The organism is Tautonia marina, from assembly GCF_009177065.1.
GTDB lineage: Bacteria > Planctomycetota > Planctomycetia > Isosphaerales > Isosphaeraceae > Tautonia > Tautonia marina.
On sequence record NZ_WEZF01000002.1, the window covers coordinates 411418 to 436523 of the forward strand.

General features: G+C 64.3%; 19 protein-coding genes. 11 read left to right on the forward strand and 8 right to left on the reverse strand.

The genetic code is table 11. The features are described 5' to 3' along the window. Window positions 1-213: 213 nt before the first annotated feature. Window positions 214-1617 carry a hypothetical protein gene (locus GA615_RS04185; protein WP_161602164.1) on the forward strand — a complete coding sequence of 468 codons (1404 nt, stop codon included), beginning with the start codon at window positions 214-216 and terminating at the stop codon, window positions 1615-1617. A gap of 363 nt (window positions 1618-1980) precedes the next feature. Here GA615_RS04185 and GA615_RS04190 read toward each other — a convergent pair whose 3' ends face one another. Next, the gene (locus tag GA615_RS04190; RefSeq protein ID WP_152049998.1) at window positions 1981-2787 is read right to left on the reverse strand and encodes a sugar phosphate isomerase/epimerase family protein; all 807 of its coding nucleotides are present in this window, start codon (window positions 2785-2787) and stop codon (window positions 1981-1983) included. Between the two features lie 130 nt (window positions 2788-2917). Between GA615_RS04190 and pabB the strand changes: the two genes are divergently transcribed. From pabB to GA615_RS04205, 3 genes are read left to right on the forward strand one after another with little or no spacing between them, the layout of a single operon-like run. Continuing rightward, window positions 2918-4354, forward strand: coding sequence for an aminodeoxychorismate synthase component I (gene pabB / locus GA615_RS04195; RefSeq protein ID WP_235905069.1), 1437 nt, complete (start codon window positions 2918-2920; stop codon window positions 4352-4354). Next, window positions 4351-5220: an aminotransferase class IV gene (locus GA615_RS04200; RefSeq protein ID WP_152049999.1), complete on the forward strand. Its 870-nt coding sequence runs from the start codon at window positions 4351-4353 to the stop codon at window positions 5218-5220. Before pabB ends, GA615_RS04200 begins: the two co-directional genes overlap by 4 nt. After that, window positions 5217-6317: a Nif3-like dinuclear metal center hexameric protein gene (locus tag GA615_RS04205; RefSeq protein ID WP_152050000.1), complete on the forward strand. Its 1101-nt coding sequence runs from the start codon at window positions 5217-5219 to the stop codon at window positions 6315-6317. Before GA615_RS04200 ends, GA615_RS04205 begins: the two co-directional genes overlap by 4 nt. A 242-nt stretch (window positions 6318-6559) precedes the next feature. Here the strand turns inward: GA615_RS04205 and GA615_RS04210 are convergent, their stop codons facing one another. After that, window positions 6560-6955, reverse strand: coding sequence for a hypothetical protein (locus GA615_RS04210; RefSeq protein WP_152050001.1), 396 nt, complete (start codon window positions 6953-6955; stop codon window positions 6560-6562). 464 nt (window positions 6956-7419) lie between these two features. Continuing rightward, on the reverse strand, window positions 7420-8412 hold the full coding sequence (locus GA615_RS04215; protein ID WP_152050002.1) for a zinc-dependent alcohol dehydrogenase family protein: 993 nt from the start codon (window positions 8410-8412) through the stop codon (window positions 7420-7422). A gap of 235 nt (window positions 8413-8647) precedes the next feature. Here GA615_RS04215 and GA615_RS04220 point away from each other — a divergent pair, with 235 nt between their 5' ends. The 3 genes from GA615_RS04220 to GA615_RS04230 all read left to right on the forward strand — a co-directional run bounded on the left by GA615_RS04220 (window position 8648) and on the right by GA615_RS04230 (window position 10673). Then, the gene (locus GA615_RS04220; protein ID WP_235905070.1) at window positions 8648-9520 is read left to right on the forward strand and encodes a sulfurtransferase; all 873 of its coding nucleotides are present in this window, start codon (window positions 8648-8650) and stop codon (window positions 9518-9520) included. A gap of 165 nt (window positions 9521-9685) precedes the next feature. Beyond that, window positions 9686-9994, forward strand: coding sequence for a hypothetical protein (locus GA615_RS27765; protein ID WP_201750101.1), 309 nt, complete (start codon window positions 9686-9688; stop codon window positions 9992-9994). A gap of 193 nt (window positions 9995-10187) precedes the next feature. Beyond that, complete coding sequence (locus tag GA615_RS04230) at window positions 10188-10673, forward strand: hypothetical protein (protein ID WP_152050003.1); 486 nt, start codon at window positions 10188-10190, stop codon at window positions 10671-10673. A 33-nt stretch (window positions 10674-10706) separates the two neighbouring features. Here the strand turns inward: GA615_RS04230 and GA615_RS04235 are convergent, their stop codons facing one another. After that, window positions 10707-11942, reverse strand: coding sequence for a tetratricopeptide repeat protein (locus tag GA615_RS04235; RefSeq protein WP_161602165.1), 1236 nt, complete (start codon window positions 11940-11942; stop codon window positions 10707-10709). A gap of 222 nt (window positions 11943-12164) precedes the next feature. Here GA615_RS04235 and GA615_RS04240 point away from each other — a divergent pair, with 222 nt between their 5' ends. Continuing rightward, the gene (locus GA615_RS04240; RefSeq protein WP_152050105.1) at window positions 12165-13205 is read left to right on the forward strand and encodes a DUF1559 domain-containing protein; all 1041 of its coding nucleotides are present in this window, start codon (window positions 12165-12167) and stop codon (window positions 13203-13205) included. Window positions 13206-13341: 136 nt separating this feature from the next. Further along, a complete protein-coding gene (locus GA615_RS04245) occupies window positions 13342-14022 on the forward strand; it encodes a hypothetical protein (RefSeq protein WP_152050005.1) in 681 nt (226 codons plus the stop codon). Between the two features lie 123 nt (window positions 14023-14145). Here GA615_RS04245 and GA615_RS04250 read toward each other — a convergent pair whose 3' ends face one another. The 4 genes from GA615_RS04250 to GA615_RS04265 all read right to left on the reverse strand — a co-directional run bounded on the left by GA615_RS04250 (window position 14146) and on the right by GA615_RS04265 (window position 21357). Beyond that, entirely contained in the window at window positions 14146-16893 is a 2748-nt protein-coding gene (locus tag GA615_RS04250; RefSeq protein ID WP_152050006.1) for a M56 family metallopeptidase, read from the reverse strand. Further along, the gene (locus tag GA615_RS04255; protein WP_152050007.1) at window positions 16890-17276 is read right to left on the reverse strand and encodes a BlaI/MecI/CopY family transcriptional regulator; all 387 of its coding nucleotides are present in this window, start codon (window positions 17274-17276) and stop codon (window positions 16890-16892) included. Before GA615_RS04255 ends, GA615_RS04250 begins: the two co-directional genes overlap by 4 nt. Before the next feature lie 316 nt (window positions 17277-17592). Continuing rightward, entirely contained in the window at window positions 17593-19695 is a 2103-nt protein-coding gene (locus GA615_RS04260; protein WP_152050008.1) for a hypothetical protein, read from the reverse strand. Window positions 19696-19821: 126 nt separating this feature from the next. Further along, a complete protein-coding gene (locus GA615_RS04265; protein ID WP_152050009.1) occupies window positions 19822-21357 on the reverse strand; it encodes an FGGY-family carbohydrate kinase in 1536 nt (511 codons plus the stop codon). A 359-nt stretch (window positions 21358-21716) separates the two neighbouring features. Here GA615_RS04265 and GA615_RS04270 point away from each other — a divergent pair, with 359 nt between their 5' ends. Both GA615_RS04270 and GA615_RS04275 read left to right on the forward strand, forming a co-directional pair. Then, window positions 21717-22931 carry a cofactor-independent phosphoglycerate mutase gene (locus GA615_RS04270; protein WP_235905071.1) on the forward strand — a complete coding sequence of 405 codons (1215 nt, stop codon included), beginning with the start codon at window positions 21717-21719 and terminating at the stop codon, window positions 22929-22931. A gap of 251 nt (window positions 22932-23182) precedes the next feature. Further along, window positions 23183-24994 carry an aspartate kinase gene (locus tag GA615_RS04275; protein WP_152050011.1) on the forward strand — a complete coding sequence of 604 codons (1812 nt, stop codon included), beginning with the start codon at window positions 23183-23185 and terminating at the stop codon, window positions 24992-24994. The last annotated feature ends 112 nt before the right edge of the window (window positions 24995-25106 follow it).

Below are 25106 nucleotides of genomic sequence, written 5' to 3' on the forward strand. Positions count from 1 at the left end.
CCAACCTGCCGGCGGGTGTGGCTGGGGCCATCCTGACCCCCAGCTTCGTAGGGTCCGCTGTGTGGACCTCCGTTGGGAACGCCGAAGCGGAGCTCCACACAGTAGAATTTGCGAGGCTGACCGGGGCATTTCGTTCGTGCCCCTGACCGGTCGAGCGGGTACGATCGGCCCATTGACCTTATCGAAGCCGCGGTTCTCCTGGGGAGGGGTATGATGACTCGGATCTGTATCGCGGGGCTGGTGGCGGTGGTCGGGCTCGTCGCGATGGCCGGGGAGGCAGGGGCGGGAGAGGAAGGAGGGAGGTATGCGATCGTCGTGAGGAGGGAGGTGGCGGAAGGTCCGTGGGGCAAGGTTGTTGGGGCGCTGGAAGCGAAACACGGCGGGAAGGTGTTCGCCTACGACGAGTCGCCGGAGGAGGTCCGCGACCGGGTGGGGGCGTATCACCCGAGGTATGTGTGCTTCGTTTGCGAGCCGACCGAGGATTTCCCGGAATTTGCCCTGGTGGCGAATGCGTTCTGTCGGAACCTCGACGATGATCCGTATGTGGATGCGATCTGGGGAATCCTGACCGGGTTCGACGAGGAGCATGCGCTGGAACTAGCATCGGCGGAGCCGGTGGTGATCCGGAATGCGTTTACGAAGACCCTCGGGGCCTGGCTGGACTGGGTGCCGGAGGGGACGTATGTGACGGAGTGGACACGCGACCGGGGCGAGCTGGGTGAGAAGACGCCGGGCGAGCCGTTCACGCTCTCCTCCGGAGGGCCGACCAGCGACGCGGAGGACGCCCGGCACGTTCATGGGCTGCTGTCGGAGGATGAGTTCGACCTGATCATCGGGTCGGGCCACGGGGGACATCATAACTGGATGCTGATGTATCCCCGGGGCGAGGGCTACCTGACGGCGCGGGGCGGGCGGTTCACGATGAGCGCGCCCGGCGTGGAACTGCCCCTGGAGGCGTCGAGGCCCAAGGTTTACTGGGCGGTCGGCAACTGCCTGACCGGCGTGGTGAACTCGGGTCGGAACAGCTTCAACAACTCGTATGCGTTGACCTGGATGAAGAACGGGGCCAGGCAGTACATCGGCGCGGTCCAGTCGACCTGGTACGAGCTGAACTGGAACATGGCCGACTGGTTCCTGAAGCAAGAGGGGCGGTGGACGTTCGCCGAGTCGTTGTTCTTGCTCAGGCAGTGGTCGCACTATTTGCTCGATGAGGAGATCGTCTCCGGTCGGGACCGGCAAGGGACGGAGTTCACCGATGGGATCTTCGTCCTGTACGGTGATCCGGCGCTGGAGGCTCGGGTGGAGCCATCTCGCGAGCCAGCCCTGACCGAAACGCTCGACGTTGACGAGACCGAGGATGGGGATCTCGTGCGGATGACCTACCGCGTGACGGTGAACTTCGTGGGAGAAGGGAACAAGCGGACGGCCGAAAAATACGACGGGTGGCGGATTTTCAGCTATTTGCTGCCGGATCAGGTGACCGACGTGACGGTGGAGGAGACCGACTTCGCCAGGGTCGTCGTGCCGGGCGAGACGATCATCTGGGACGCGGGCACGGGCCTGAAGGTCGGCGACGAGCGGTTCGTCAGGTTCACGGCAAGGCGGTTGGACGATTGAGCGGACGACTCGGGCCTCGATCGGATCGTACGGCAAGGGCGGCCGAGGTCTTCGACCTCGGCCGCCCTTGCATCGGCTCACCCAATGGGGCCTTGAGGAGCGAAGCCTCCTCGCGACGACCAGGGAGGATCGGCGAACGAGCCAGATGGTTGGCGATGCTCAGGACTTTTGGGGCTCCTTGGGAGTGGTCTTGGCCTTCTCTTTCTTGGGTTTCTTGGTTTCCTTCTTCTGGCTGTGATTGCCCTTGGCCATGACGACGCTCCTCAGAACAGATCAAACAAACGGGAGGACGTTGAGAGACGGCTGCGCAATCATATCCCGCGAGGGGAATCGAGGAGGTGAAATTGTGAGGCGATGGGTGATTCAGAAGCGTGCGAAGCGGTCGGCGAGGGTTTGGAACTGGGGGGCGAGGGGGCGTTCGGGGTCGGGCCAGATGGTGAGAAATCCGGAGTAGTGGATTTCTTCGAGGGAGCCGAGGTATTCCTCCCAGTCGAGGACGCCGGCGGGGAAGCCGAAGCCTCGGGGGTGGAGGGAGAAGGCGGAGGAGGGGCCGAGGTCGGAGGCGGAGGAGGCGTCTCGGGCGTAAGCGTGGGCGACGAGAGGGCCGAGGGCTCGGGTGGCCTCGATCGGGTCGTGGCCCATGCGGAGGAGGAAGCCGGGGTCGAGGCTGGCGGCGAGGCCGGGCTGATTGAGGGTGTCGAGGAAGGCGCGGAGGTCAGCGCCGGATTCGGTGCCGGTTTCGAGGGCCAGGCGGATGCCTCGGTGATCGGCGCGGCGGCCGAGTTCGTGCAAGGCGTGGGTGAACAGGGCGCGGCGGGAAGCGTCGGACTCGGGGGGAACGGCCCCGACGCGGGCGAGGACGAGCGTCGCGCCGAGGTCGAAGGCCAGGGCGAAGGCGGAATCGGCCTTGGCCAGGCGGTCGTCGAGCTGCTCGTCGGTGTCGAACGGGCGTCGGGTGGGGAGGCTCAGGGCGGTGAGCGAAACCTCAACCGTGCGCAGCGCGTGGCGAAAGTCGCGGCGGCCGGTGTCGGAAAGTCGAGAGGGGTTGAGGTCGCCGGTGGCGTCGAGGACGATTCCTTTGGCCCCGAGTCGGGCGGCCTGGCGGAGCTGGTCCTTGACGGTCTGGTCGGGGTCGGGGAGCAGGCGAATGCCGAGCGGAGAGCGGATCATGGGGTCGTGTCTCGAATCGAGCGGAATTGGCGCGGGGGTCGGCTCTTGGTCTGATGGGATTGTATCGTGGCGGCGGTCGTTTTCGAACCGATCGCGTCGCGATGTGTTTCCAAGTTCGCCCGAAGTTGACGTGACGGACCCCGCTGCCGTGCCCGAGACCCTGCCGCCGACGATCGGCCTCCCCCTGCTCCGATTCCCTCTGGACCTCTCGGCCGATCGGCTCCGCCTGCGGGTCGGCAGCATGCCCGGCGCGGCCTTGCTGGAAGGGGGACCGGGCTTCGGCGATGCGGGGCGCTGGAGCATTCTGGTGGCGCATCCGGTGGGGACGTTTGCGTTCGATCCGAGGGACGACGAGGAACTCGGCCGAGGCGATCCGCTGGATCGGCTGGGTCGTTGGATCGAGGAGCTAGGACTGCAAGGTCCGCTGCCCGCGGAGTTGGGACGTGAAACGGGAGACGACTTGCCACCGTTTCTCGGGGGGTTGATCGGGGTCTTCGGCTACGATCTGGCCCCCTGGATCGAGCGCGTGCCGCGCAAGGCTGCTTGCGCCAGCCGGATGCCGAGCGTTTTCTTTCGTCTGTACGATACGTTTGTGGCGGTCGATCATCGCTCGGAAACCGCCAGCCTGTGGGTGGTGAACCTGCTCGGCGAGCCGATCGAGCGGGTCGAGGAGCGGGGGAATCGCTGGCGAGGATGGCTGCAAGACGCTCCTGAACGTGTGGCGAAATCGCGGTTCGAGACGCCGCTGGTCAGCAATTTCTCGGCGGAGGGGTATCGACGGGCCGTGGGCCGGGCGGTGGAGTACATCCACGCGGGAGACATCTTTCAGGCGAACATCTCGCAACGGTTCGAGGTCAGAGGGACTCCGGTGCCGCTCGATCTGTATCGCCGATTGCGCACGAGAAGCCCGGCCCCCTACTCTGCGCTGTTGCGGCTGGATGAGGAGCGATCGGTGATCAGTTCCAGCCCAGAGTTGTTTTACGAGACGCAAGGGGCTCGGATCGTGACCCGGCCGATCAAGGGGACAAGGCCGCGGGGAATTTCGCCATCGGAGGATGAGGCGCAGCGAGCCGATCTCATCGCCAGTGCGAAGGATCGCGCAGAACTGGCGATGATTGTCGATCTGGAACGAAACGATCTGGGGAGAGTCTGCGCGTATGGATCGGTCCGGGTCACGGAGCCATCGTCGATCGAGAGTTACGCGACCGTGCATCATCAGGTGGCGACGATCGAGGGACGATTGCGCGAAGGGGTGGGGCCGATCGATGTGGTGCGGGCGGTCTTTCCGGGGGGTTCGATCACCGGGGCGCCGAAGATCCGGGCGATGGAGATTATCGACGAGCTGGAGCCAACCCGGAGGAGCCTCTATACGGGGGCGATCGGGTATTACAGTCTCGGAGGCCGCTCGGCATTCAACATTGCGATCCGGACGATGCTGGTGGAGGGGAATCGGGTGTCGTATCAGGTGGGCGGCGGTATCGTGGCCGACAGCGACCCGCAGCTCGAATACGAGGAAACCCTGCACAAAGGGCGAGCCATGCGAGACGTGCTGGAGGCTCGGGGATGATCTGGGTCCGGGGGGAGATCGTTCCCGATGAGGCGCTGAGGATCAGCGTGTTCGATCGGACGTTTGAGCATGGGCTCGGGCTGTTTGAAACGCTTCGGACCTGGAACGGACGGGCGACGTTGCTGGAGCGGCATCTGACCCGGTTGCAGGGCTGGGCCGACGCACTCGGCCTGCCGATGAGGCCGGAAGAATTGCCGGATCACGGGGCGGTGGAGGCCTTACGGGAGGCGGAGGGAAGGACCGGAGATTGCTCGCTGCGGATCGTGCTCTCGGGAGGTTTTGATGAGGGCAGGCCCGGAACGATCTGGATGAGAACCCGGGCGCTTCCTCCGCCGATTCCCGATGCCGGTCTGAGCGTTTGCTCGCAGTGGAGAGTCGCCCCGGAAGACCGTCTGATGCAGGCGAAAACCTTGAATTACTGGTCGAGGCGGATTGCCTTCGAGGAAGCGCAGCGTCTCGGGTTTGACGAAAATCTCAGCCGGGACGAGTCAGGGGCGATCCTGGAAGGAAGCCGGAGCAATCTGTTTCTGGTGGAGCGAGGGGAGCTTGTGACCCCCGGGGTCGTCCGCTCGCAAGGTTCCTCAGCCCCGTTCCTGCCGGGAATCATGCGGGGGGTGATCATGGAGCGGGCGAACACGCTCGGGATGACCCTTCACGAGGAGGCGAGCGTGACGATCGACCGGATGATCGCGGCCGAGGAGTGCTTTCTCACGAACGCCGGACGAGGCATCATGCCGGTCGCCCGGTTCGATCCGGAGGGGGTGACCGGCCCTGAGAGAGGCCGTCGCTACAATACCCCTGGACCCGTCACGCAAGGCCTGATGACCGACCTGAATGCCTGGCTCCGATCGGAGGATGCCCGATGACCACCGTCGCCGACCTGGCCGCCTGGATGGACGACTTCGCCCCGCCTCGGCTGGCGGAAAGCTGGGATAACGTCGGGCTCTTGCTCGGCGATCCCCACGCTACGGTCGAGAAGGTGATGACCTGCTTGACCATTACGCCAGAGAGCGCCTCGGAGGCGATCGAGGAGGGGGCAAACCTGATCGTGAGCCATCATCCGGTCTGGTTCAAGCCGGTCCAGCGGTTGCGGAGCGATCAGGCGGACGGCTTTCTCTGGTCGCTGGCGAGGGCGGGCGTGTCGATCTACAGCCCGCACACCGCCTTCGATAATACGAAGGGCGGGATCAATGATTTTCTGTGTGAGACACTTGGTCTGATCGATGTCGGACCGCTGAAACCGGGGGCGGAGCAACAGGCAACCAAGGTGGTCGTGTTCACTCCGGAAGCAGACCGAGAGGCGGTCCTCTCGGCGGCCTTCGGCGCGGAAGCGGGGAGGATTGGGGATTACGTCGAATGCTCGTACACGATCGAGGGGTTCGGCACCTTCCTCGGCCTGGAGGGGACGAATCCGACGGTCGGGCAATCAGGACGGCGCGAGGTGGCCCGTGAGCAGCGGATCGAGGTCGTTTGCCCAGGGGAGCGCCTGGCCGGAGTCCTGGCGGCAATCCGGGCGGCTCATTCGTACGAGGAACCGGCGATCGACGTGTATCCGACCATCGTCAGAGACGACACCGCGGGAGTGGGCCGGGTCGGACGGCTCTCCGAACCGATGACGCTCGATGCCTTTGCGAGGCGGGTGCGAGAGCGACTTCCGGCTACGAGCTTGCAGTGTGTCGGAGCGCCGGATCGGCGGGTTGAGCGGGTGGCGGTGGCCTGCGGGGGGGCGGACGATTTCGTGGGAGATGCGGCGCGGTCGGGGGCGGATGTGTTCCTGACCGGCGAGGCCCGTTTTCATCGGGCGTTGGAGGCCGAGGCGAAGGGGATCGGCCTGATCGTGGCCGGGCATCACGCGACGGAGCGTCCGGCGGTCGAAATGCTGGCCACTCGGATTGGCCGGAGCTTCCCCGACGTGACGGTCTGGGCGAGCCGGCGGGAGCATGATCCGCTCTGGACCCCTTGAGCGCGAGGAGATCGGGCACGCGCCGAGCAGCAGCGAGGCTGCGAACCCCTCCCTGGGCTCACCCCACAAACGGTCTGGAACCTCGGGCGGGGGGGGCGAAGCTCCTCCGCTCGATCATGAAAAAAAATCCCCGGCAAAAGGGCCGGGGATCGGTCAGGAGAACGCGTTGAGGGATCGCCCCGAGACGCGCCAAAACGACGCGATCAACGGGCGGAACGAGGCAAGGCGAGGCGCGGCGAGCTTCAGGACTCGGTGATCTCGGCGGCCTCGTCGGTGTCGTCCTCGGCGTCCACTTCGGGGGCAGACTCAAGATCGGCCTCGGTCTCGGCCTCGGCCCCGTTGCCATTGCCATTGGCCAGGGATTGAGCCTCACCCTTGTCCTTGCGAGGAGAGGCGGGGACTTCCAGCGACTGCTGATGCTCCCACTGCCCGGCCCAGACCTGGCCGGCCCACTTCTGAAGGGAGATGGATTGGACCGTCGGTCGATCTTCGTCGCGAATCACTTCTCCCCAGGCGCCGACGTAGGCGGCGCGCACCTGCGAGGAGCTCTCGCCGACACAGAGGAGGCGTTCCCCTCCCGAGCTAAGTTGAGCGATTGCCCGCCAGTCCTGAGTCCCCGAAGTCTGCGAAACTGCCATCGTGCTTCAATTCCCCGCCCGGCTGGTTGAGCGCGAACGCATGGGAAAACGGTTGCGCCAAGGAGACTGGTGCAACACGCGCCCCACCCGTCAGACCTGCCGGGGCTTGCCATTCAATGCGTCTAGCGCGGTTCGATGCGGAAAATCGTCGAGGCATCCTCCGGCTGGAAGATGAACTCGTCGATTGGAAGCATGCCGAACACGATCGCAATCTAGGATGTCCGGGACGAGAAGGCAAGCGACCCTGCCCCCGGAAAAGGTTCCGGGACGTCACCGAGGATCGATTGCAGCATCGATTCGGTGGAGGAAGGCGCGGGCAAAGCCAGAAAACGTCGACCGGTTACCGTTGAGAGGAACTCGCTCGGGTCGGCATGAATCTGCGATGATGGTGAATTCTACCGGGAGGAGGCCCCTCCGGCGACAAAAAAAATGAAAACAACCCGATGAGCAGTCAGCGCATGCGATCAGGCTTGGAGCCGCAGGAGGACCTTTCCGGGTTTGCCTGGTTGCTCGGCGGCGCGGACAGCGTCGGCAATCTGGTCGAGGGGGAAGCTCGGCCCGACCGAGGTCGAGAGGACTCCCTGGCGAATCAAGCGGCCGACCTGAGCAAACAGGGGGACGGCGGCGACCTTGCTGCGTGATCGCATGAAGTGGCCGAGCCAGAACCCTCGGAGAACCCGACCGCCGGAGATCATCAACCGGGTGTCGATCCGGATCGGCTCGCCGGTCAAGGAACCGTAGGCCAGGAGCGTGCCGGAGGGGGCCAGGGACTCGAAGACCCCCGTGCCGATGTCGCCGCCGACCGGGTCGACGGCGAAGCGGACCCCCTCGGGGCCGACCACCCGGCGGACCTGATCGGGGATCGGTCCATCGGTCGTGACGATCACGGCGTCGGCGCCCAGTTCGTGCAGCTCGTCGGCGGCTTCGGGGCGGCGGACGACGTTGATCGTCCGGAATCCGTCATGCCGACCGAGGCGAACAATCATCTTGCCCAGCTCGGAGTTGGCGGCCGATTGCAGGAGCCAGGCACCGCGAGGCACGGCCAGCTCGTGGCGGACCATGGCCAGCACGGTGGCCGGGTTGACGAAGAAGGACGCCACCTGCTCGTCGGGCAAGGAACCGGGGACCGGAATTGCCTGGAAAGCGGGGACAACGGCGAAATCGGCCCAGTTCCCCCCTTCGCCATTGATGACCGCGACCCGACGCCCAACCAGGGCCTTGCCGACCAGACCCGGCCCGGCGGCGTCCACCACGCCGACTCCTTCGAATCCGGGAGAGGCCGGCAGGTTTGGCCGGATCGAGTAGCGGCCCCGGGTAAAGAGCAGGTCTGAGGGGTTGACCGGGCTGGCGACCATCCGGACCCGGACCTGATTCGGGCCGGGTTCGGGTGTGGGAACCTCCTGAATCCGCACAACCTCGGCGGGCTCGCCGAAACGATCGAAAACAGCGGCTCTCATGCGAACGGTCGCCTCGTTGAGGGGAGCTTGGGACAATGGACCGACGAGCAAGACGGGGCTCAGGGCTTCGGAACGCGGCCTTGCGGTCGGCACGATCACGGCGTCGAGCCTGCCGATGCGCCGAAAGGGCGGCGTTGGATCATCTTGGTCAATCGGCGATGGGACACTATCCTAGTCATTCCTTCCCGGTGGATCGAGAGACTGAACCGCACCCGACGGACGCAGGGGCCTGTTGATGCTGACGCACGAACCGCTTGTCTCGACGGAATGGCTCGCCGAACACCTGAACCACCCAAAGCTCCGTGTGCTCGACATCCGAGGGTCTGTCAGTACCCGGCCGATCGAACCGGGAGTGGAGGAGGCCACCTACCGAGGCGCTCCCGAGGAATACGAGGCCGGACACATTCCCGGCGCCGTCTTCGTGGACTGGACGGTGGACATTGTCGAACCGGATGATCCCGTGCCCGCACAGCTTGCCCGGCCGGAACGGTTTGCGAAGGCGATGGGTGAGCGCGGCGTCGGCGACGAGACGCATGTCGTGGCCGTGGACCACATGGGAGGTCAGTTCGCCACCCGGCTCTGGTGGGCCTTGCGAGCCTACGGGCACGACGCGGTGAGCGTGCTTGACGGCGGCATGAATCGCTGGGTCGAGGAAGGCAGGCCGGTTGAGTCGGGCCCCGTCTCGGTTGCGCCGCAGACCTTCACCCCGAAGGCTCGGGAACGGATGTGGGTGACAGCGGCCGAATTGCTGGCAATGCTCGGCACCACCGCGCAGATTCTCGACGCCCGAGACGCAGGGCAGTTTACGGGCGCAAAACGTCGAGGGCCTCGTGGCGGACATATTCCCGGCGCGATCCACTTGCCGAGGGAGCTGTTCTTCGCCGAAGGGGGTGGGTTTCTCGATCCGGCCAAGGTGCGGGAGCGGCTTGCCTCCGTGTCGCTTGATCCGGAGCGCCCAATCGTCACCTATTGCAACGGCGGGGTGGCCGCGACAGTGCTCGCGTTCCAACTTCACCGCCTCGGATTCGAAGACCTGGCCGTTTACGACGGCTCGTGGAACGAGTGGGGGCCTCGGCTCGACCTGCCGGTGGAGGAAGGGGAGGCATGAGCCGGATTCTCTACCTGCACGGTCTGTATTCGAAGCCCGGCGGGGTGAAGCCGACCTTCTTCAAAATCGATCGGCCATGAGGTCATCAACCCACACCTTCCCGACGAGGACTTCGCCAAGTCGGTCCACCGCGCCCGGCAGGCGTTCGAACGAGAACGGCCGGACGTGGTGGTCGGCTCCAGCCGAGGCGGAGCCGTCGCCCTGGCGATCTCGACCGGAGTGGTGCCCGTTGTCCTGATCGCCCCTGCCTGGAAGCGTTGGGGAAATGCGGAAGTCGTCGCAACGCAAAATACCGTGATCCTGCATTCGGAAGCCGATGAGGTCATCCCGACCGACGATTCTCGAGAACTGATCGCCCGGAGCGGCCTGCCGCCTAAGGCGCTCTGGGTCGTCGGGATCGACCATAAGATGACAGATCCCGAGGCAACGGCCGCACTCCGGTTGGCACTGGACCAGGCGGCTACTGCCGGTTGATCAAAGAGAAACAAAAGAGATCGTCCGATCTCATGCGTGACTCCGGCAGGGTGGGTCACCGATCAAACGCGACCAGGATTTTGCAGGCAGCCGCTTGACAGGCATGGTCGTGTCCGGTTCAACGGAGTTTCTCACGTCCCTGGATTCGATGGGTCGAATCGACTGCGCTTCGCATTCCTTTGAGGAGGCTTCCGTGTTTCGAACCGCGTTTCTCGATCGCCGGCCTTCGATCGCGAGGGGTCTGGTTCTGGTTGCGTTGATCGCACTGCCGATGGGTTGCGGAGGCGACCCGAACAAGCCGAAGCTCGGTAGGGTTTCGGGGACAGTCACCTACAACGGTGAGCCCGTGAGCAAGGGAATCGTCACCTTTGTGCCAACCAATTCGGCGACCGGTCAGTCGGCGACGGGAGAAATCGGCCCGGACGGTTCGTACGAGCTGACCACGTTCACGCCAGGCGATGGCGCCGTGCTGGGCGATCATGTCGTGCTGGTGCAATCGATGGAGATGGACCCGAGCATCGAGGGAGGGAGCATGCCCATTCCCGATGCCCAGGGAAATCTTCCCATCGCTCCGCCGAAATACCTGGTTCCCGAGAAATATTCCTCCACGAGCACCACCGACCTGAACGTGACGGTTGAGGAGGGGAGAAACACCCACGACCTGGAGCTGACCGACTGATCGAGGTCGCAGGCCACCTCCGCGGCCCGTGACTCATGGCCCCAGGGCGGCGAGTGCGGCGGCAGCTTCCTGGTTGCCGGGATCGCAGGCAAGGGCCGCTCGATACCAGGAGGCGGCAAGCTGAACCTTGCCGAGCCGTTCGCAAAGCCGGCCCAGTTGGTTCCGAATGGCCGGATCGGTGGGCCTCGCGGCGGCCTCTGCGTTCATCGCAGACATGGTCTCGAGAGCTTGCTTCAATTCCTCGGCCCGTTGCGCATCGGCGTTGGCCTGCTCCGATCGGCCGAGGATGCGAAGCAAGGTCGCCCGCTGGTAATAGCGGCGGAAGTTGAACAGATCTGCGTCGATCGCGCGGTCGAACCAGGGTTCGGCGTCTTCCGGCCGCCCTTCGGCCTGAGCGATCAGACCGCGAAGCGCAAACAGATCGGGATGCTCCAACCCCTGGTCCTGGGCCTCGTCGAGCAAGGCGATGGTCTGCTCACGGTCTCCAAGTTCCCAGGAGATGCGAGCGAGGAGGCTCAGGTGCTGCGCCTCGGGAACCCGTCCCCGACAGGCGTTGAGCTGGTCCCGAGCCTCATGCAAGTGACCTTGCCGCATGAGCACATCGGCCAGTTCCAAACGTGCAAGTGGCTGGTGAGGGTATAACTCCAGACTCGTCCGATAGGCGTCGGCCGCTTCTTCCATGATCCTGTCACCCGCGTCGGGCATCTGGAGTCGGACCAGCCCGAGTGTCCGCCAGGCGGCATGGTCGTCGGGCTGGACTCGGGTCAAATCGCGGAGCGCTCGCAGGACCGTCTCCAGATCGCCCAGATCGTAGGCCGCCACGGCCATCGCCCGGAGGCATTCGGGGTGGTCGGGCCGCTCCTGGAGGGATCGCGCGAACCAGGCGAGGGCAAAGGGCAGATTTCCCTGCGCCAGCAAAACCTTTCCTTTCCAGTACGCGGCCTCGGCAGCGAGCGGACCGTCGGGAGCGATTTGCTCAAGAGGAGTAACCGCGGCCGAAGGGCTGTCGAGTTCGAGGGCAATTTGCGCACGGAGCAACCGGGCCTGATCCGCCGTGCGAGGGGTCTGCTCGGGAAGGGTTAGCCATTGCCGGGCCGAGGCGGGACGTCCCTCCTGCAGATGGCGAGTGGCCTGATCGAGGTGGCGTTCAGGGCGACCGTTCCACCACCACCATGTCCCGGACACGAAAATGACCAGGGCAATCACGAATACGACGATCTGTCGCGCTCGTGCAGATTCGTGCCCCTGGGAATCCTGAGTTTGTTCCACATGATCCTCCATGCTTGAGCGAACAAAAAAAGCGTATTTTCTGCTTGTTCTGTGGGTTATCCCATCACATGATAAGCAAAGCTCCGGCCGGGGTCAGTGAGTCATCACATGGTGCCGGGGCCTGAGACGCTCCAGATCCTCATGGCGATTTGAACCATCGAGGGCTTCCTCGATTGAGCCCTGTTGGCTCGGATCGGGGACGGCCAGGAGAAGGAGAACGGAATGCGAGGTCTTTCTCAGTCTGTCTCGGGGCGAGCCGGGCGAAGCCGCAGGGTCGGCTTTACCCTGATCGAGTTGCTGGTGGTCATTGCGATCATTGGCGTCTTGATCGCCCTGCTGCTTCCCGCGGTCCAGAGCGCTCGCGAGGCTGCTCGTCGTGCCCAATGCACGAACAACCTGAAGCAGCTTGGCATCGCCATGCACAATTACCACGACACGATAGGATCGTTCCCAACGCTGCTCTGGGCGATGCCCGGGAATAACACAATCGCGAACAACACATTTCGCGCCAGCTTCTTTCAAATGATCCTTCCCTACATCGAGCAGAATAACGTTTACGCCGCGATTAACTTCGAGGTGCCGTTCGCACGCGGTCCGGATGACGGAGCGATCAATCTGACGGCGTTGACAACGCAAATCAATGTCTACAAGTGTCCATCTGACCCCTCGCCGGACCAATCGTCGTTTAGCCGATGGGACAGTGGGGTTGGCCCCACTGGAGCGAATGGCCAGGCACCGCTGGGTCCGAAGCTGAATTATTTTGTCAACGCCGGCGACAACACGACCGGCCCGACGAACGACACCAGCCCCTGGCCCTTCCAGAGCTTGCCGAACGTTCGGAACAACGCGTTCGGCAACGGGAAGACTTGCACCGGAATCATCTGCCGGCAAGGGGGAACCTGGGGCATCCGTGACATCACAGACGGCACGAGCAACACCTTCGCCATTGGTGAATCGCTGTACGAGTCGTGCAACTGGTTCTCGTGGCCGAACCCGAACGGGAATTATGCGTTCACGTCGGTGCCGATCAACTGGAAGATCACCATCTTCGAGAATGTCGGGTACGGCGACGGCAACGGGCGATTGAACAACAGCGGCAACTGGGTTCCGTGCTTCGGCTTCCGAAGCGAGCACGCGGGGATCGTCAATTTCCTGTTTGCCGACGGACGGGTGACGGCCGTCAAGGAAACCATCAACCGTGACGTCTACCGAGCGTTGAGCACGAGAAAAGGCGGCGAGGTCATCTCGGCCGATGCCTTCTGATCCGGCTGACGTTTCCGCGTGTTGCAACGTGTTTGGGACGCGGAGGAATGTCCACACACGGCGGCCTTCCTCCGCGTTCCATCGGCTATCCCCCCGGTGATCGACTGATTTTGAAGGTTCAACGTGGTACTTGATCATGAAGATACATACGTGTTTCTGGAAAACAGTTTCGTGGATCTTCCTGGTTGGACTGGCGACCGGGTGTGGTGATCCGGCGGGGAAACCAGGCGATGCCCCGGACGGTCCACCGTTGAGTCAGGAAGACCAGCGGCTCTATCAGGAACTGATGCAGAAGATCAGCGCGATCATCAACGAGCAATCTGCCCGCTACACGCCGCTCCAGTACGAATACAATGAGGGGCTGCTGGAGATCCTCGATCAGATCGAACCCTTCGTCAACGGTGAGGGCGAGGGAGAACAGCCTCGGTTCATGCCGGATCTCGAACCGGAGGAGGAACTCGATCACTTACAAGAAACCGTGCGCCGATGGGAAGCGCAAACCGGCCTGGACCTTCGGACTGAGGTTGACCGCTTCAAGGAGTTGATTGCCTTGCGGGAACCGGGCCAGTCGTCTTTTCCCGGCTTCCACGCGGAATTTTCGGAAAGTTTTGATGAGTTCATCGCGATTGAAGTCGCTGAACTGCGCGAACGGACCAATCGGGCGATCCATGCCGAGGCCGAGGTCTTGATGGACCCGCACCGGGAATCGAGCCCCGAGGTGATCCGTCGGATTGAGGAGGTCCTGAACACTCCACCGTACAACCTGCCCGAGGCGGAGCAGTCCGAGACCGATCCACAGGACGCGGAAACCTCCTGAACCCCGTCGGAACGCCTCGGGATCGATCACACCAACGATCGATCCCGAGACGCTGTCGAGGTAGGAAGAAGCGATCGGGGAGACAGACAAAGCAGATCAAGAGCGATCGCTCACGCCACCAGCTCAGTCAATCTCGGCGCGGATCACCTCGCCCCCGCTCTTCGTAATGAGGGCGCGAAGGACGTCGGGATTGATGGTGAACGACAGGAATCGAACAGAGCCGTCGCCAAAGGCAGCCTGGAAGCCTTCGGGCCAGAACCCGCCAAACTCGGGGACAACAAGTTCGTTCGGGTTGGCCGAGGGGTCAGAGACGCGAATATCTTCGGGCTGGGTCCAGGGAATGGGGCGCTTCGTTTCGACAATGGCGAGGGTGTTCGAGGTGCCGTCGGTGATCTTGGCAATGTTTGTTCCCTTGCCGGGCATTCCCATGAGGCTCATCGGGCCGACGAGGGCGAAGTAGTCGGCATGGGTCGGATCGCTCTCGGAGCCGGGGACGCGGTAGACGCTGGGCATCTGTTCGAGCAGTTTCCGGTTGTTCGGGCTGTCCCAGGGTTCGTTCATGCGATACTCGTTATAGAGTGGAGCCTGTTCCAGAAAAGGGAGCAGCGCGACCCGCCAGCTATAAGGGGTGCCATCCTCGGCGTAAAGCACTGGAGGGGGGAAGTGGCCGTAGACGTCGTGATAGTTATGCAGGGCGAGCGCAATCATCTTGAGGTTGTTCGTTGATTGCGTCCGCCGACTGGCAATGCGGGCCACGTTGATCGGCTCCATGGCAAGCCGCATGATCGCCGAGAGGTCCTGGTCGGTCTCGGCCTGGAGACGAACGGTGGAACCGTCGGCGGAGATCGTGACGGCGTTGAGGAGGGTCTCGATCTCGTTGAGCACCGCGAAGGACGACTCCGATCCGGCGTCGGGTTCGGTCACCCTCTCCTGCAGGGTGTTGAGGGCGTTGCGGCCGAGCGTTTTGAAGGCGGTGGCGGTCTCGGAGACCTGCGTCGCGCCCTCCTCGTCGCCGCAGAGGGCAAGGCCGGTGATCGAAACGCCGTCGAAGAGGTCGAGGCTGATGGCGTAGGCCGAGGCGCGGTCGAGCATCGGGCCGATCAGGGCGAGCGGTCCGAAGGGACCGGCTCCCCGGGCGGGCGGGGGACCGACGAGTTGAGTCAGCCAGGGAGTTTCGAAGGCGAGAAGGAGCTGTCCAGCATTGACCGGCCCGGCCGCTTCGAGCCAGAGGGGTGAGGCGTTCGGCCGGTTGCGCTCGGCGATGAGATAGCGGAGGGTTTGCTCGCTTTGAGAAATGATCAGGGTCTGAGGATCGAACCGGAAGGTCGTCAGCCGCGCCCCCCTCGCCCGTTGATAACGGGTCCCGAGGTAGGAGACGGTCTCGAACTCCTTGAGGATGTTGCTGATCAGCTCATCGCCGACAGGATCGACGGTGCGAACAATGATCAGGTCGGGCACAATTGGCATGCTTCCGCGACGAGGGGGAGGCTCCATGCGTCGCATCTCGACGACCGTGACCTGTTCCAGACCCGAGACAGGCAGGTCGATGCCGCCGAAGATCTGGCCCATCGGGTCGAACTCGTCGATCAGATCCTGGATTTCGGGCTGGGTGGCAAGCCGGGCCGGGCGGATCGCCGCGACGAAGGCGGCATCGGCCGGGACGGGTGAGAGGTCGAAGCCGTCGGAGCCGAGCGGGGCGGCCTCGGCAGCGGGGTTGTCTTGCGGTCGGGCCTGGGCGGGTTCGGGAGCCTGAAGGCCGACGCAGAGCAAGGCCAGGGCACTGATCGAGGCAATGGTCAGGCCTCGGGAGGCCCGGGAGGGGGCGTCTCGATCGGGTGAGCGTTCCGAGCGCAGCATCTCAATTCTCCTGACGAGGGTTCCTCGGACCGGAAGAAAGGCACGAGCAGGCCCGCCCGAGGCGTGATCATCGCGCCGCAGGGCAAGCCGAGCGAGGCAGGTCAGGTACGCACGACGGCCCCCCGAGAGTTGGGCGGCAGAAGCGTCGGCGGCGAGTTCCTGGTCGAGCCGGAGGCGTCCGGCCAGCCAGTAGGCGATCGGATTGTACGGGTGCAGCGCCACGCCCAGCTGGGCGAGGAACGCCACCAGGAAATCGGCCCGATGGATGTGCGACAGTTCATGTGCCAGGACAGCCCGCACCTCGGCGGCGTCCCACGATCGCCAGTCGTCGGGCAAGAGCACAACCGGCCTTCGCCAGCCGATCGTCGCGGGAGGCCCCAGGCCAGAAGCCTCGCGGAGTTCGACCGTGCGGGTGATCGACAGTTCGGCCCGCAGAAGATCCCGCAAATCGGCAAGCGAAGGGTCGTGGATCGGTTCGCCCCGCGATCGAAGCCGAGCCACCGCGCCGATTCCGAAGATGAGCCTCACGAGGCTCATCGCCACCAGGGCCGCCAAAATCATGGCCACCGCTGATCGCCAGGATTTCGAGAGGCCCGAGAGCGAGTCGGGTGCCGGAGACGGGTCCGGAGAAAAGTCGGCCGTCGGCTGGCTCCCCGAAGCGGGCGAGATCTGCGCGGAGCGGTCCTGTCGAGGCTCGGTTGATCCGTTGGGAAGACGCTCCTGAGACAGGGCTAGCTCCTCCAACTGAGGGGGAAGCGAGGGCTCGGGCGGATCGCCGAGATCGGTGAAGGAGCCGAGGTCGGCCAGGCGTGATCCGATCGGAACGTCCCAGCGCGGCCCAGGCACGAGCAGCAGGAACGGAAGCACGGCCAGGAGGACGAGGCCGGTCGCTGACGCCGTGACGCCGACGATGGGACCGGCCCGTCGCACGATCAGGTAAAAAGCTCCCGACGCCACCGCCAGGGCCAAGCCTCGGACGATCCAGGAGAGCGGCCAGGTCCAGGGGTCGATCATTCCTCGGCCTCCGCGTTCAGGAATCGTTCGAGGACGGCCCGTTCGCGGGCCGAGAGGGAGCGGCGTTCCACCAGTCGCAAGAGAAGTTGCTCGCGCGACCCTTTGAAAACATGTTCCACCACCTGATCAAGCAGACGACGGGACACCTCCTCATAGGTTCGCGCAGGTCGATAGCGGAAGGGCCGATCCTGATTAACCTGGCACAGGAACCCTTTTTCGGCCAGAATGCGGACGAGGGTGGCGACCGTCGTATAGGCGGGGGTCCCCTGCTTCTTGCGGATCAGCTCGTCGCGGGCCTCGGCCACCCCGGCCTCGCCGAGGGTCCAGAAGGCGTGCATCACTTGCAATTCCCGCTCGGTTAGCTCCTTCGACGGCCTGGCCATCGGATCGACATCCTCGCCTAGGTTGATCTCGGGTTTTTTCGTTCTGGTTTTATCGTAATGGTTTCGCCCTGGAATGCAAGAGGATGAACCCAAAAAGATCCCGATCGGATTGGTTGATGCGTCCTCGTCAACCGAGGTGGTTTCCTGGGATCATTTGCGCCCGAGAAATCGATTAACACACAAATGATTGTCGTTGTGATACGATTCAGGATCGAGGGCACGCAACCCCGGACATCAAAAGGAAATTTTACACAAATAAGTATGCGAAGTCGTTCGAGGGGTCGAGATGGCGTCGCCGTGGGTCACCCCGCGTTCCTCAACGATCGGCCGCCTCATGACGATCGAACGCCAGCTCGATTTCCCGGGCGACGTCTTCGAGTGTTCCCCCCAGCAGAACCGGTTCGAGCCCCTTGCGCGTCCGGAAGCGCTCCAGACCTTCAAGGTGCTTCTCGTAATGCCCTTCGAGAGGCAGGCCAGCAACGATCCGGTAGTAGATCCCGGCCCCGGGAACACTGTCCACCGTGCTGAGGGTCGTGGTGGTGAGACCTGAGCCGTCGGCGAGGCGGGAGACGAATTCCTGGCCGAGGTACATGGTGCGTTTGGCCATCAGAATGGCATAACTCAATCGGTCGTTGCTGAGGAAAACGCGGAGGACAATGTCCCGTTGCTTCTTGGCAATCAGGTCGCCGATCAGGGTGAACCCCAGGCTGGTCATGGCGGCGTCGAAGGTCGCGCGCGGTTCGGGATCGAGCTGGTCGAGCTGGAGGAAATCGGAACGCCAGTACCAGGAATGACGACCCTTGAACAGGACCTCCGCCTCGTGCGGGGCCGCTCGCTCCCGGGCCATCTTCGCGCCCGAGCGTCGGAGTTGTCGCATCATGTCGAGGGCCTGCTGGCGCTCCTCGGCCTTCTTGGCGTCGCGGGGACCGAAGTCCCAGGCATTGCCCGAGCGGAGCCGGAGCAGGAGCCGGGCCAGGTTGCCCGTATCGAACTCGATGGAGAGGGTCGCTCCGTGACGCTTGAGGCCCATGTCCTTCAAATCATCGTCCTGGCGAGCGGCCTGTTCCAGGGCTCGGGCCTCGTCCTCGTCGCGGCAGACGACCCTGTACTTCGGCTCGTAGGTGGCCGAGTCGAGGGCACCGAGCAGCACCTCATGCGAAAGTGGCGGGTGGGATTCCTCGATCCAGAGAAGTCCGTCACGGACGGTTCCTCGGAAGCGGTGGTAGGTGGCGGGCTCGTCGGAGACGGCAAACGCGATCTCCTCGACCGTTCCTTCAGGAGGATGGGCGAGCAGCTTCGTCAGCGGTTTACCAAGGTGCTCGACGAGATTGTTCTTGAAAAAGGTTTCTCGGTAAAGCGAACCGATCGCGAAACCCCGATCGGTTCGGGTCCAGGAGATCGGGTTCGGTGCTCGAAGTCGTGGCGGTTCCAGGGTGAGGGAGGGATCATTCTCGGGAAGCTTCAGGTGAATTCCGATTCCCGGGGATGAGGAGGATGAGGTGGTACACGCTTGCGATGCAATCCCTAGGCGCTTGATTTTCACGGGAGGCACTGGCACCGGACCACCCTTGATGGGGGTCAGGGGCAGGGAGCCGACCAGGTCGAAGACAGACTGAGCGTGGTCGGTCGGTGGGGAAGGAGACCCAGGTTCTTCCTCGACGAGGTCACAGGATTCCTCGGGAGGTTGCTCGGCCTGGGAGACGTAGTCGTCCCACTCGCCATCGAGGCCGAGGACCGAGAGCAATCGGGGAAGATTGCCGAGATCGCCATCGCGCTCGCGTTCGGTGACGTTCTCCCAGAGCAAGACGCGCCGCACGTTCGGAGCATCGACTGGGAGGCCCGCCTGGGCCATCGCCTCGGGAATGGCATCGGCGAGCCAGTCACGGAGGCGATTGACGACACCGCTACGGGGCAAACCGCGGAGGTCGTCGAGGAGTGATTCGGGCAGCGGTGCGCCAAAGTCGGCAAAGTCGCTGGTCAGTTCATCGACAGGGGTGACTGGGACGGGTTCGGCCTCGGGATCGTCTTCGAGGAAGGCGAGATCGGGGTCGATCGGCTCGGGTTGATACGATTGCAACTCCCGGGCGTACGACTCGTCATGGTCAGGGTCCCCAGGATGACTGAGCAGGTGGAATTCGTGGACGAAATGCTGCTGTCCTTCCGGCCCACCATGAATCGTGAGGACCCAGCGATCGCCATCGGAGGTCGTGAATTGCAACGCAGGTCGGGCCAGTCGGCAAAGCCCCTTGTTGAGGTCGGACCCGCCGACGCCCCAGACGCTGGTCGTGAACCAGGCCCAGCCATTGGACTCGTAGATCGGGACCTGTTCGAAACCAGGCCCGAGGATGTCGCAAAAGGTCGAGCGGACATCTTCAACCGCGCAATCGCGGAGCGCGGTGACGTGGATCCGGATGGCCATGAGGGTCTGGTCCTTGTTCGAGTGATCGCCGAACTCGACCTCTCCTTATCTCGGACACATTCCTCGATTTCAAGGTTCTCGATGGATTCTTGAATGACTCGGCCCCGGAAGAAGCGTCAGGTCCAATCACTCCGCGGCGACGACAACCCCGCTGTCGCGTAAGGCGACGTAAAGGCGGGCGTAACGAGCGAACAGCTCGTCGTAGACCAGGACGTTCCGTCGATCGGGTTCGACGACGCGGTCGAGGATGACCATGTCTCGGGCGGCGGCGTCGAGGTCGGCGAAAAGTCCGGCGGCGACGGCGGCAGTCATGGCCGAGCCGAGGGCGCAGGACTCGGTTTCGCGGGGGAGGTGGATCGGTCGGTTCAGGATGTCGGCGTGGATCTGCATCCAGAGCCGAGATTTGGCACCACCGCCGCCGACGATGATCCGGCCAACGTCGAGCCCGTGAGCCGAGGCGTCTTCGAGGATGTGTCGGGTCCCGCAAGCGGTGGCTTCGTAGAGGGCCCGGAAGATGTGGCCGGGGCCGTGGGCGAGGGAGAGGCCGACAATCGCCCCCCGGGCGGCGGGGTCCTTGTAGGGAGAACGGTTGCCTTGCCAGTCGTCGCGGACAACGAGCCCTTCGGCTCCGGGAGGGACGGCAGCGGCCAGTTCATCGAGGACGGAGTAGACGTTGACGCCTCGGTCGTCGGCCTCGGCCTGCTGGGCGGCGGCAAAGTGGCGACGATACCAGTCGAGGATCGAGCCGGTGGCGGTCTGGCCGGCTTCGAGGGTGTAGAGTCCTTCGACGGTCGCATCCGGGTAACAGCCGGCGGCCCCCGAGCCGAACACACCGCCAGAGGACTGGGCGAGGTGGCAGGTGCTCGACCCGACAATCACGGCCACGTCGCCGGCAGCGGTCGCTCCCATGCCAATCATGCCGAGGTAGGCGTCAATCCCTCCCTGCGCGACGGGAGTGCCGGGGTTCAGGCCAAGAGCCTCGGCGGCGGTTCGGGAGAGCGTCGCCCCGGCCTGGCCGAGCGGCTCGATCTGGTCGGGCCATTTGTCGAGCAGGTCGTCGAGGCCGACGGCGTGGATCAAGGCGCGGGGCCATCCTCCTTCGGGTCGCGCGTAGTTCCACTTGACGGCGCAGTGGTTGAGCGAGAGGGTCCACTCTCCCGTGAGCTTGAACATAAACCAGTTGGTGCATTCGACGATACGGTCGGCCTGGTGGTAAATCTCGGGCTCGTTCCGTTTGAGCCAGAGGGCCTTGGGCAGCATCCATTCGGGCGAGACGCGACCGGAAACGTACTTCAGGGCCGGGTCGCCGGTCACGCCAATCGCCTCGGCTTCTCGGTAGGAGCGTTGGTCCATCCAGAGCAAGGCGGGGCGCAGGGGAGTGCCGTCGTTTCGGCAGGCGACCACGGTGCAGGCGGTGCTGTCGAGCCCGACGCCGACAATCCGATCGGGCGAAACGTCGGCCGATTGCAGGGCCTGAGCCACGGCCGATCGGGTGGCCGACCACCAGCCGATCGGGTCCTGTTCCGCCCAGCTCGGGCGCGGGTAGGTCGTTTCCAGGGGGGCCACGCCGTAGGAGATGGTCTGACCGGTCGGATCGACCAGGGCCGCCCGGATGCTCTGCGTGCCCACGTCCAGACCCAGCAAGAGAGGATTGCTCGCCATGTGCGGTGCCGCCTTCGCCACCGGGCCGACGGCGACTCGACGCGGCGTCGCTCCGTGCGACGGGTCGGGCTCCGCGCATTCCGGCCCCGAACTTCAGGGATTCTCGATTCGAGGAATTGTAGCGGCCGGCCCGGCGATTCGATAGGAGGGGCGAATCGGCTCGGGGAGAAGCTTTCGATCGTCTGGCCCGGAACCAATCCCGAGCCGTGGTCGGTGGGGCGGTGCGATGGTAGGGTGGAGGGGATACTGCCCCGAGGGCAGGACATCGAGACGGCCAGCGGGTGCTCGAAGGCCCCGGTTCGTCTCCCTCGATACGCTGTTGGAGTTCACCCGGACCGGAGCCGGGAGGAGACGTGCTCGTGAAGATCGCCATCGTAATTCCCGACGGTGCGGCCGATGAGCCGCAGGACTCGCTCAACGATATGACTCCGCTGCAGGCCGCGAGGACTCCGGAGATGGATCGCGTGGCTCGGGACGGGGTGCTCGGCCGATCGTGCAACGTGCCCGATCGCTTTCTGCCGGGAAGTGACGTGGCGACCCTGAGCCTGTTCGGCTACGACCCGGAACAGTACTACACGGGACGGGCTCCGCTGGAAGTGGTGGCGATGGGCATTGCCCTGGGCCCGGACGACTGGGCGGTGCGGTGCAACCTGATGACGATCTTGCACGGCAAGATGACCGACTTCACCGCCGGCCATATTTCCAGCGAGGAAGGGGCCGAGCTGATCGCCGCGCTCTCCGCAAACCTGCACACCGACGGGCACTCGGTCGAATTCCACCCGGGGGTCAGCTACCGGAACGCGATGATCTACCGGGGGCGTCCGGGTGCCCCTGCCCCGTTCGACGCATCGACGAAGACGACGCCACCGCATGATGTGCCCGATCAGGACGCGACCGATCACCTCCCCCAGGGGGCCGGCTCGGACCTGCTTCGCCGCCTGATGGAGGCCGGGGCCTCGGTGATTCAGGAGCATCCGGTCAACCACGCTCGGATCGCGGCCGGGAAGAAACCGGCCAACGCCATCTGGCTTTGGGGGCAAGGCAAGGCGCCTCAGGTGCCGACCTTCGCCAAGCTGCACGGCTTGAAGGGGGCGATCATCTCGGCAGTGGATCTGGTCCGAGGCACGGGGATGCTGGCCGGCTGGACCCGAATCGACGTCCCGGGAGCGACCGGATACCTGGACACGGACTACGCCGCAAAGGGTCGTTATGCAATCGAAGCCCTGCGCGATCATGACCTCGTGTGCGTTCACGTCGAGGCGCCGGACGAGGCCAGTCACGAAGGCCGGGCCGACGCGAAGGTTGAGGCCCTGGAACGCATGGATCAGGACATCGTCGGGCCACTTCGGGCGGCGCTCGAATCCTATGGCGAGTACCGACTCTTGATCTCTCCCGACCACTCAACCTTGCTGCGCACCAAGGCCCACGACCGCGCCCCGGTTCCCTGGGCATTGTGCGGTACGGGCCTTTCCGGATCGGGCAAGCCGTACGACGAGATCAGCGCGATGGAGGCTCAGGGCCCGTTCCTGCCGCATGGTTGGCGGCTGATGGGAGATCACGTCCTGAAGCGTTGAGCCAATCGCTCGATCTTTCCGCGGTGCGAGAAAGCCCGGCCGATCGTGCGGATTGCCGGGCTTCCTTGGGGGAGTCGCGAGGCCCGAAGGCAACCGAGCGGATCGAGACGTCTGGAATCTTGGGGCTCAATCTGTCATCCTGTTACGCTCGCCACGGTGGTCGCTGGGTGATGCCGACCACCTCCTCCCACCGATTCAATCCCCCCCCTGCCCGATCGAGCTGGAAGCAGACAGCGTAAGGAGAGCCTCCGTTGCCCCTCGTGGTCCAGAAGTTCGGCGGCACGAGTGTCGCCGACGCGAACAAGATTCTTGCCGCCGCTCGACGGGCAATCCGAGCCCACCGGGAGGGGAAGCAGGTCATCGTCGTGGTCTCGGCCCGGGGACACACGACGGACGAGTTGATCGCCCTGGCCAAGGAGATCAATGAGCAGCCCCCGGCGCGAGAGATGGACATGCTCCTCTCGACCGGCGAACAGGTGAGCGTCGCCCTGATGGCGATGGCCATTCAGGCGCTCGGCGTGCCGGCGATCAGCTTCACCGGGGCTCAAATCGGGATCGTGACCGACAGCTACCATACGAAGGCCCGCATCCGGAACATCTCGACCGATCGGCTCCAGGCGGCGCTGGATGAGGGGAAAATCGCGATCGTCGCTGGTTTTCAGGGGGTGGACGAGCACTACAACATCACCACCCTGGGACGGGGAGGGTCGGATACGACGGCCGTAGCCCTGGCGGCGGTCCTCGGGGCCGATGCCTGCGAGATCTACACCGACGTCGACGGCGTTTACACCACCGACCCGAGGATCGTGCCCGAGGCGCGGAAGATCGACCGCATCAGCTATGATGAAATGCTTGAACTAGCGAGTCTCGGCGCGGGAGTGATGCACTCGCGCTCGATCGAGTTCGCCAAGAAATTCGGCGTGCCGATTCAGGTCCGCAGCGCGATGGCCGACGCTCCGGGAACCTGGATCGTGGCCGAGCAAGACGCGAGATTCATCGGTGCGAGCGTCACCGGAGCCGCTCTGGCCAGGGATGAGGCTCGGGTGACGGTGCTCGGGATGCCCGATCGGCCGGGGGTGGTTCATGCCCTGTTCCGTCATATCGCCGAGGCGAATATCGTCGTCGATATGATCGTCCAGAACGTGGCGACCGAAGGCCAGACGGAGGTCAGCTTTACGGTTTCCGGAGGGGATCTGGCCGAGACGTTGATCGTGACCGAACGAGCCGCGAAGGAGATTGGCGCCGGCAAGGTCACTTACGATTCGAAGGTGGCCAAGGTGTCGGTCGTCGGTCTCGGGATGCGGGTGCACACGGGAGTGGCCCAGGAGATGTTCAAAGCCCTTGGCGAAGCCGGGGTGAACATCCAGATGATCACGACGAGCGAAATCAAGATCAGCGTTCTCGTTGAGCGATCCGAAGCCGCCCAGGCGCTTCGAGCGGTGCATCGGGCATTTGAACTCGACCGGACCCGAGAGGATCACCGAATTGAATTTATCCCCCGTCGCGGCCAGTCCAGCGAAGGAAGCCCCCTGGCGAGTTCCGAGGAGAGTTCGCTGATCGGCAGTCTGAGCGGGATGGAAGATCTGGTGGTCTCGGGTGTCGATCTCGATGAGCAGCAGGCCCGAGTCACCCTGCTCAACGTACCGGATCAGCCCGGTTACGCCGCGAAGGTGTTTCAAGCGATTGCCGAGGTGGGCGTGAACGTGGATATGATCGTCCAGAACGTTCGCAGCGTCTCGGGCGATACGCGGCTCTCGATCACCGTGCCCAGGGGAGACGCCACCCGGGCGGCTCGGGCCGCCGCCGGCGCGGTCGGCGACCCCGGTGACGTGCTGGTCGAACCGGCCATGGCCAAGCTCTCGGTGTCCGGAATCGGGATGCGGACGCATACGGGAGTCGCCACCCGGATGTTCGGCGCCCTGGCCGAGGCCGGCATCAACATCGCCTTGATCAACACGAGCGAGGTCCGGGTCAATGTGCTGACCGACATCGATCGCGGGCGCGAGGGGCTTGCAACCCTGGGCAAGGCGTTTGATCTGTCGATCGAATCGGGCCGGGCTTGAAGCGTTTCCGTGCTTGGCGCGGGGCGCGAGCATCGGTCTAATTTTCTTTCAAGTCGTCGGCCCGAATCCGGGTTGGGCGAAGATCGCGGGCCGGCGACGGTTGCGGATCGGA

Coding starts and splice junctions, on each gene's coding strand:
- GA615_RS04255 (WP_152050007.1), bottom strand. CDS start 17,276: ATGGCCAGGCCGTCGAAGGAGCTAACCGAGCGGGAATTGCAAGTGATG.
- GA615_RS04245 (WP_152050005.1), top strand. CDS start 13,342: ATGAAGATACATACGTGTTTCTGGAAAACAGTTTCGTGGATCTTCCTG.
- GA615_RS04265 (WP_152050009.1), bottom strand. CDS start 21,357: ATGGCGAGCAATCCTCTCTTGCTGGGTCTGGACGTGGGCACGCAGAGC.
- GA615_RS04210 (WP_152050001.1), bottom strand. CDS start 6,955: ATGGCAGTTTCGCAGACTTCGGGGACTCAGGACTGGCGGGCAATCGCT.
- GA615_RS04215 (WP_152050002.1), bottom strand. CDS start 8,412: ATGAGAGCCGCTGTTTTCGATCGTTTCGGCGAGCCCGCCGAGGTTGTG.
- GA615_RS04185 (WP_161602164.1), top strand. CDS start 214: ATGACTCGGATCTGTATCGCGGGGCTGGTGGCGGTGGTCGGGCTCGTC.
- GA615_RS04240 (WP_152050105.1), top strand. CDS start 12,165: ATGCGAGGTCTTTCTCAGTCTGTCTCGGGGCGAGCCGGGCGAAGCCGC.
- GA615_RS04205 (WP_152050000.1), top strand. CDS start 5,217: ATGACCACCGTCGCCGACCTGGCCGCCTGGATGGACGACTTCGCCCCG.
- GA615_RS04190 (WP_152049998.1), bottom strand. CDS start 2,787: ATGATCCGCTCTCCGCTCGGCATTCGCCTGCTCCCCGACCCCGACCAG.
- GA615_RS04260 (WP_152050008.1), bottom strand. CDS start 19,695: ATGGCCATCCGGATCCACGTCACCGCGCTCCGCGATTGCGCGGTTGAA.
- GA615_RS04220 (WP_235905070.1), top strand. CDS start 8,648: ATGCTGACGCACGAACCGCTTGTCTCGACGGAATGGCTCGCCGAACAC.
- GA615_RS04250 (WP_152050006.1), bottom strand. CDS start 16,893: ATGATCGACCCCTGGACCTGGCCGCTCTCCTGGATCGTCCGAGGCTTG.
- GA615_RS04200 (WP_152049999.1), top strand. CDS start 4,351: ATGATCTGGGTCCGGGGGGAGATCGTTCCCGATGAGGCGCTGAGGATC.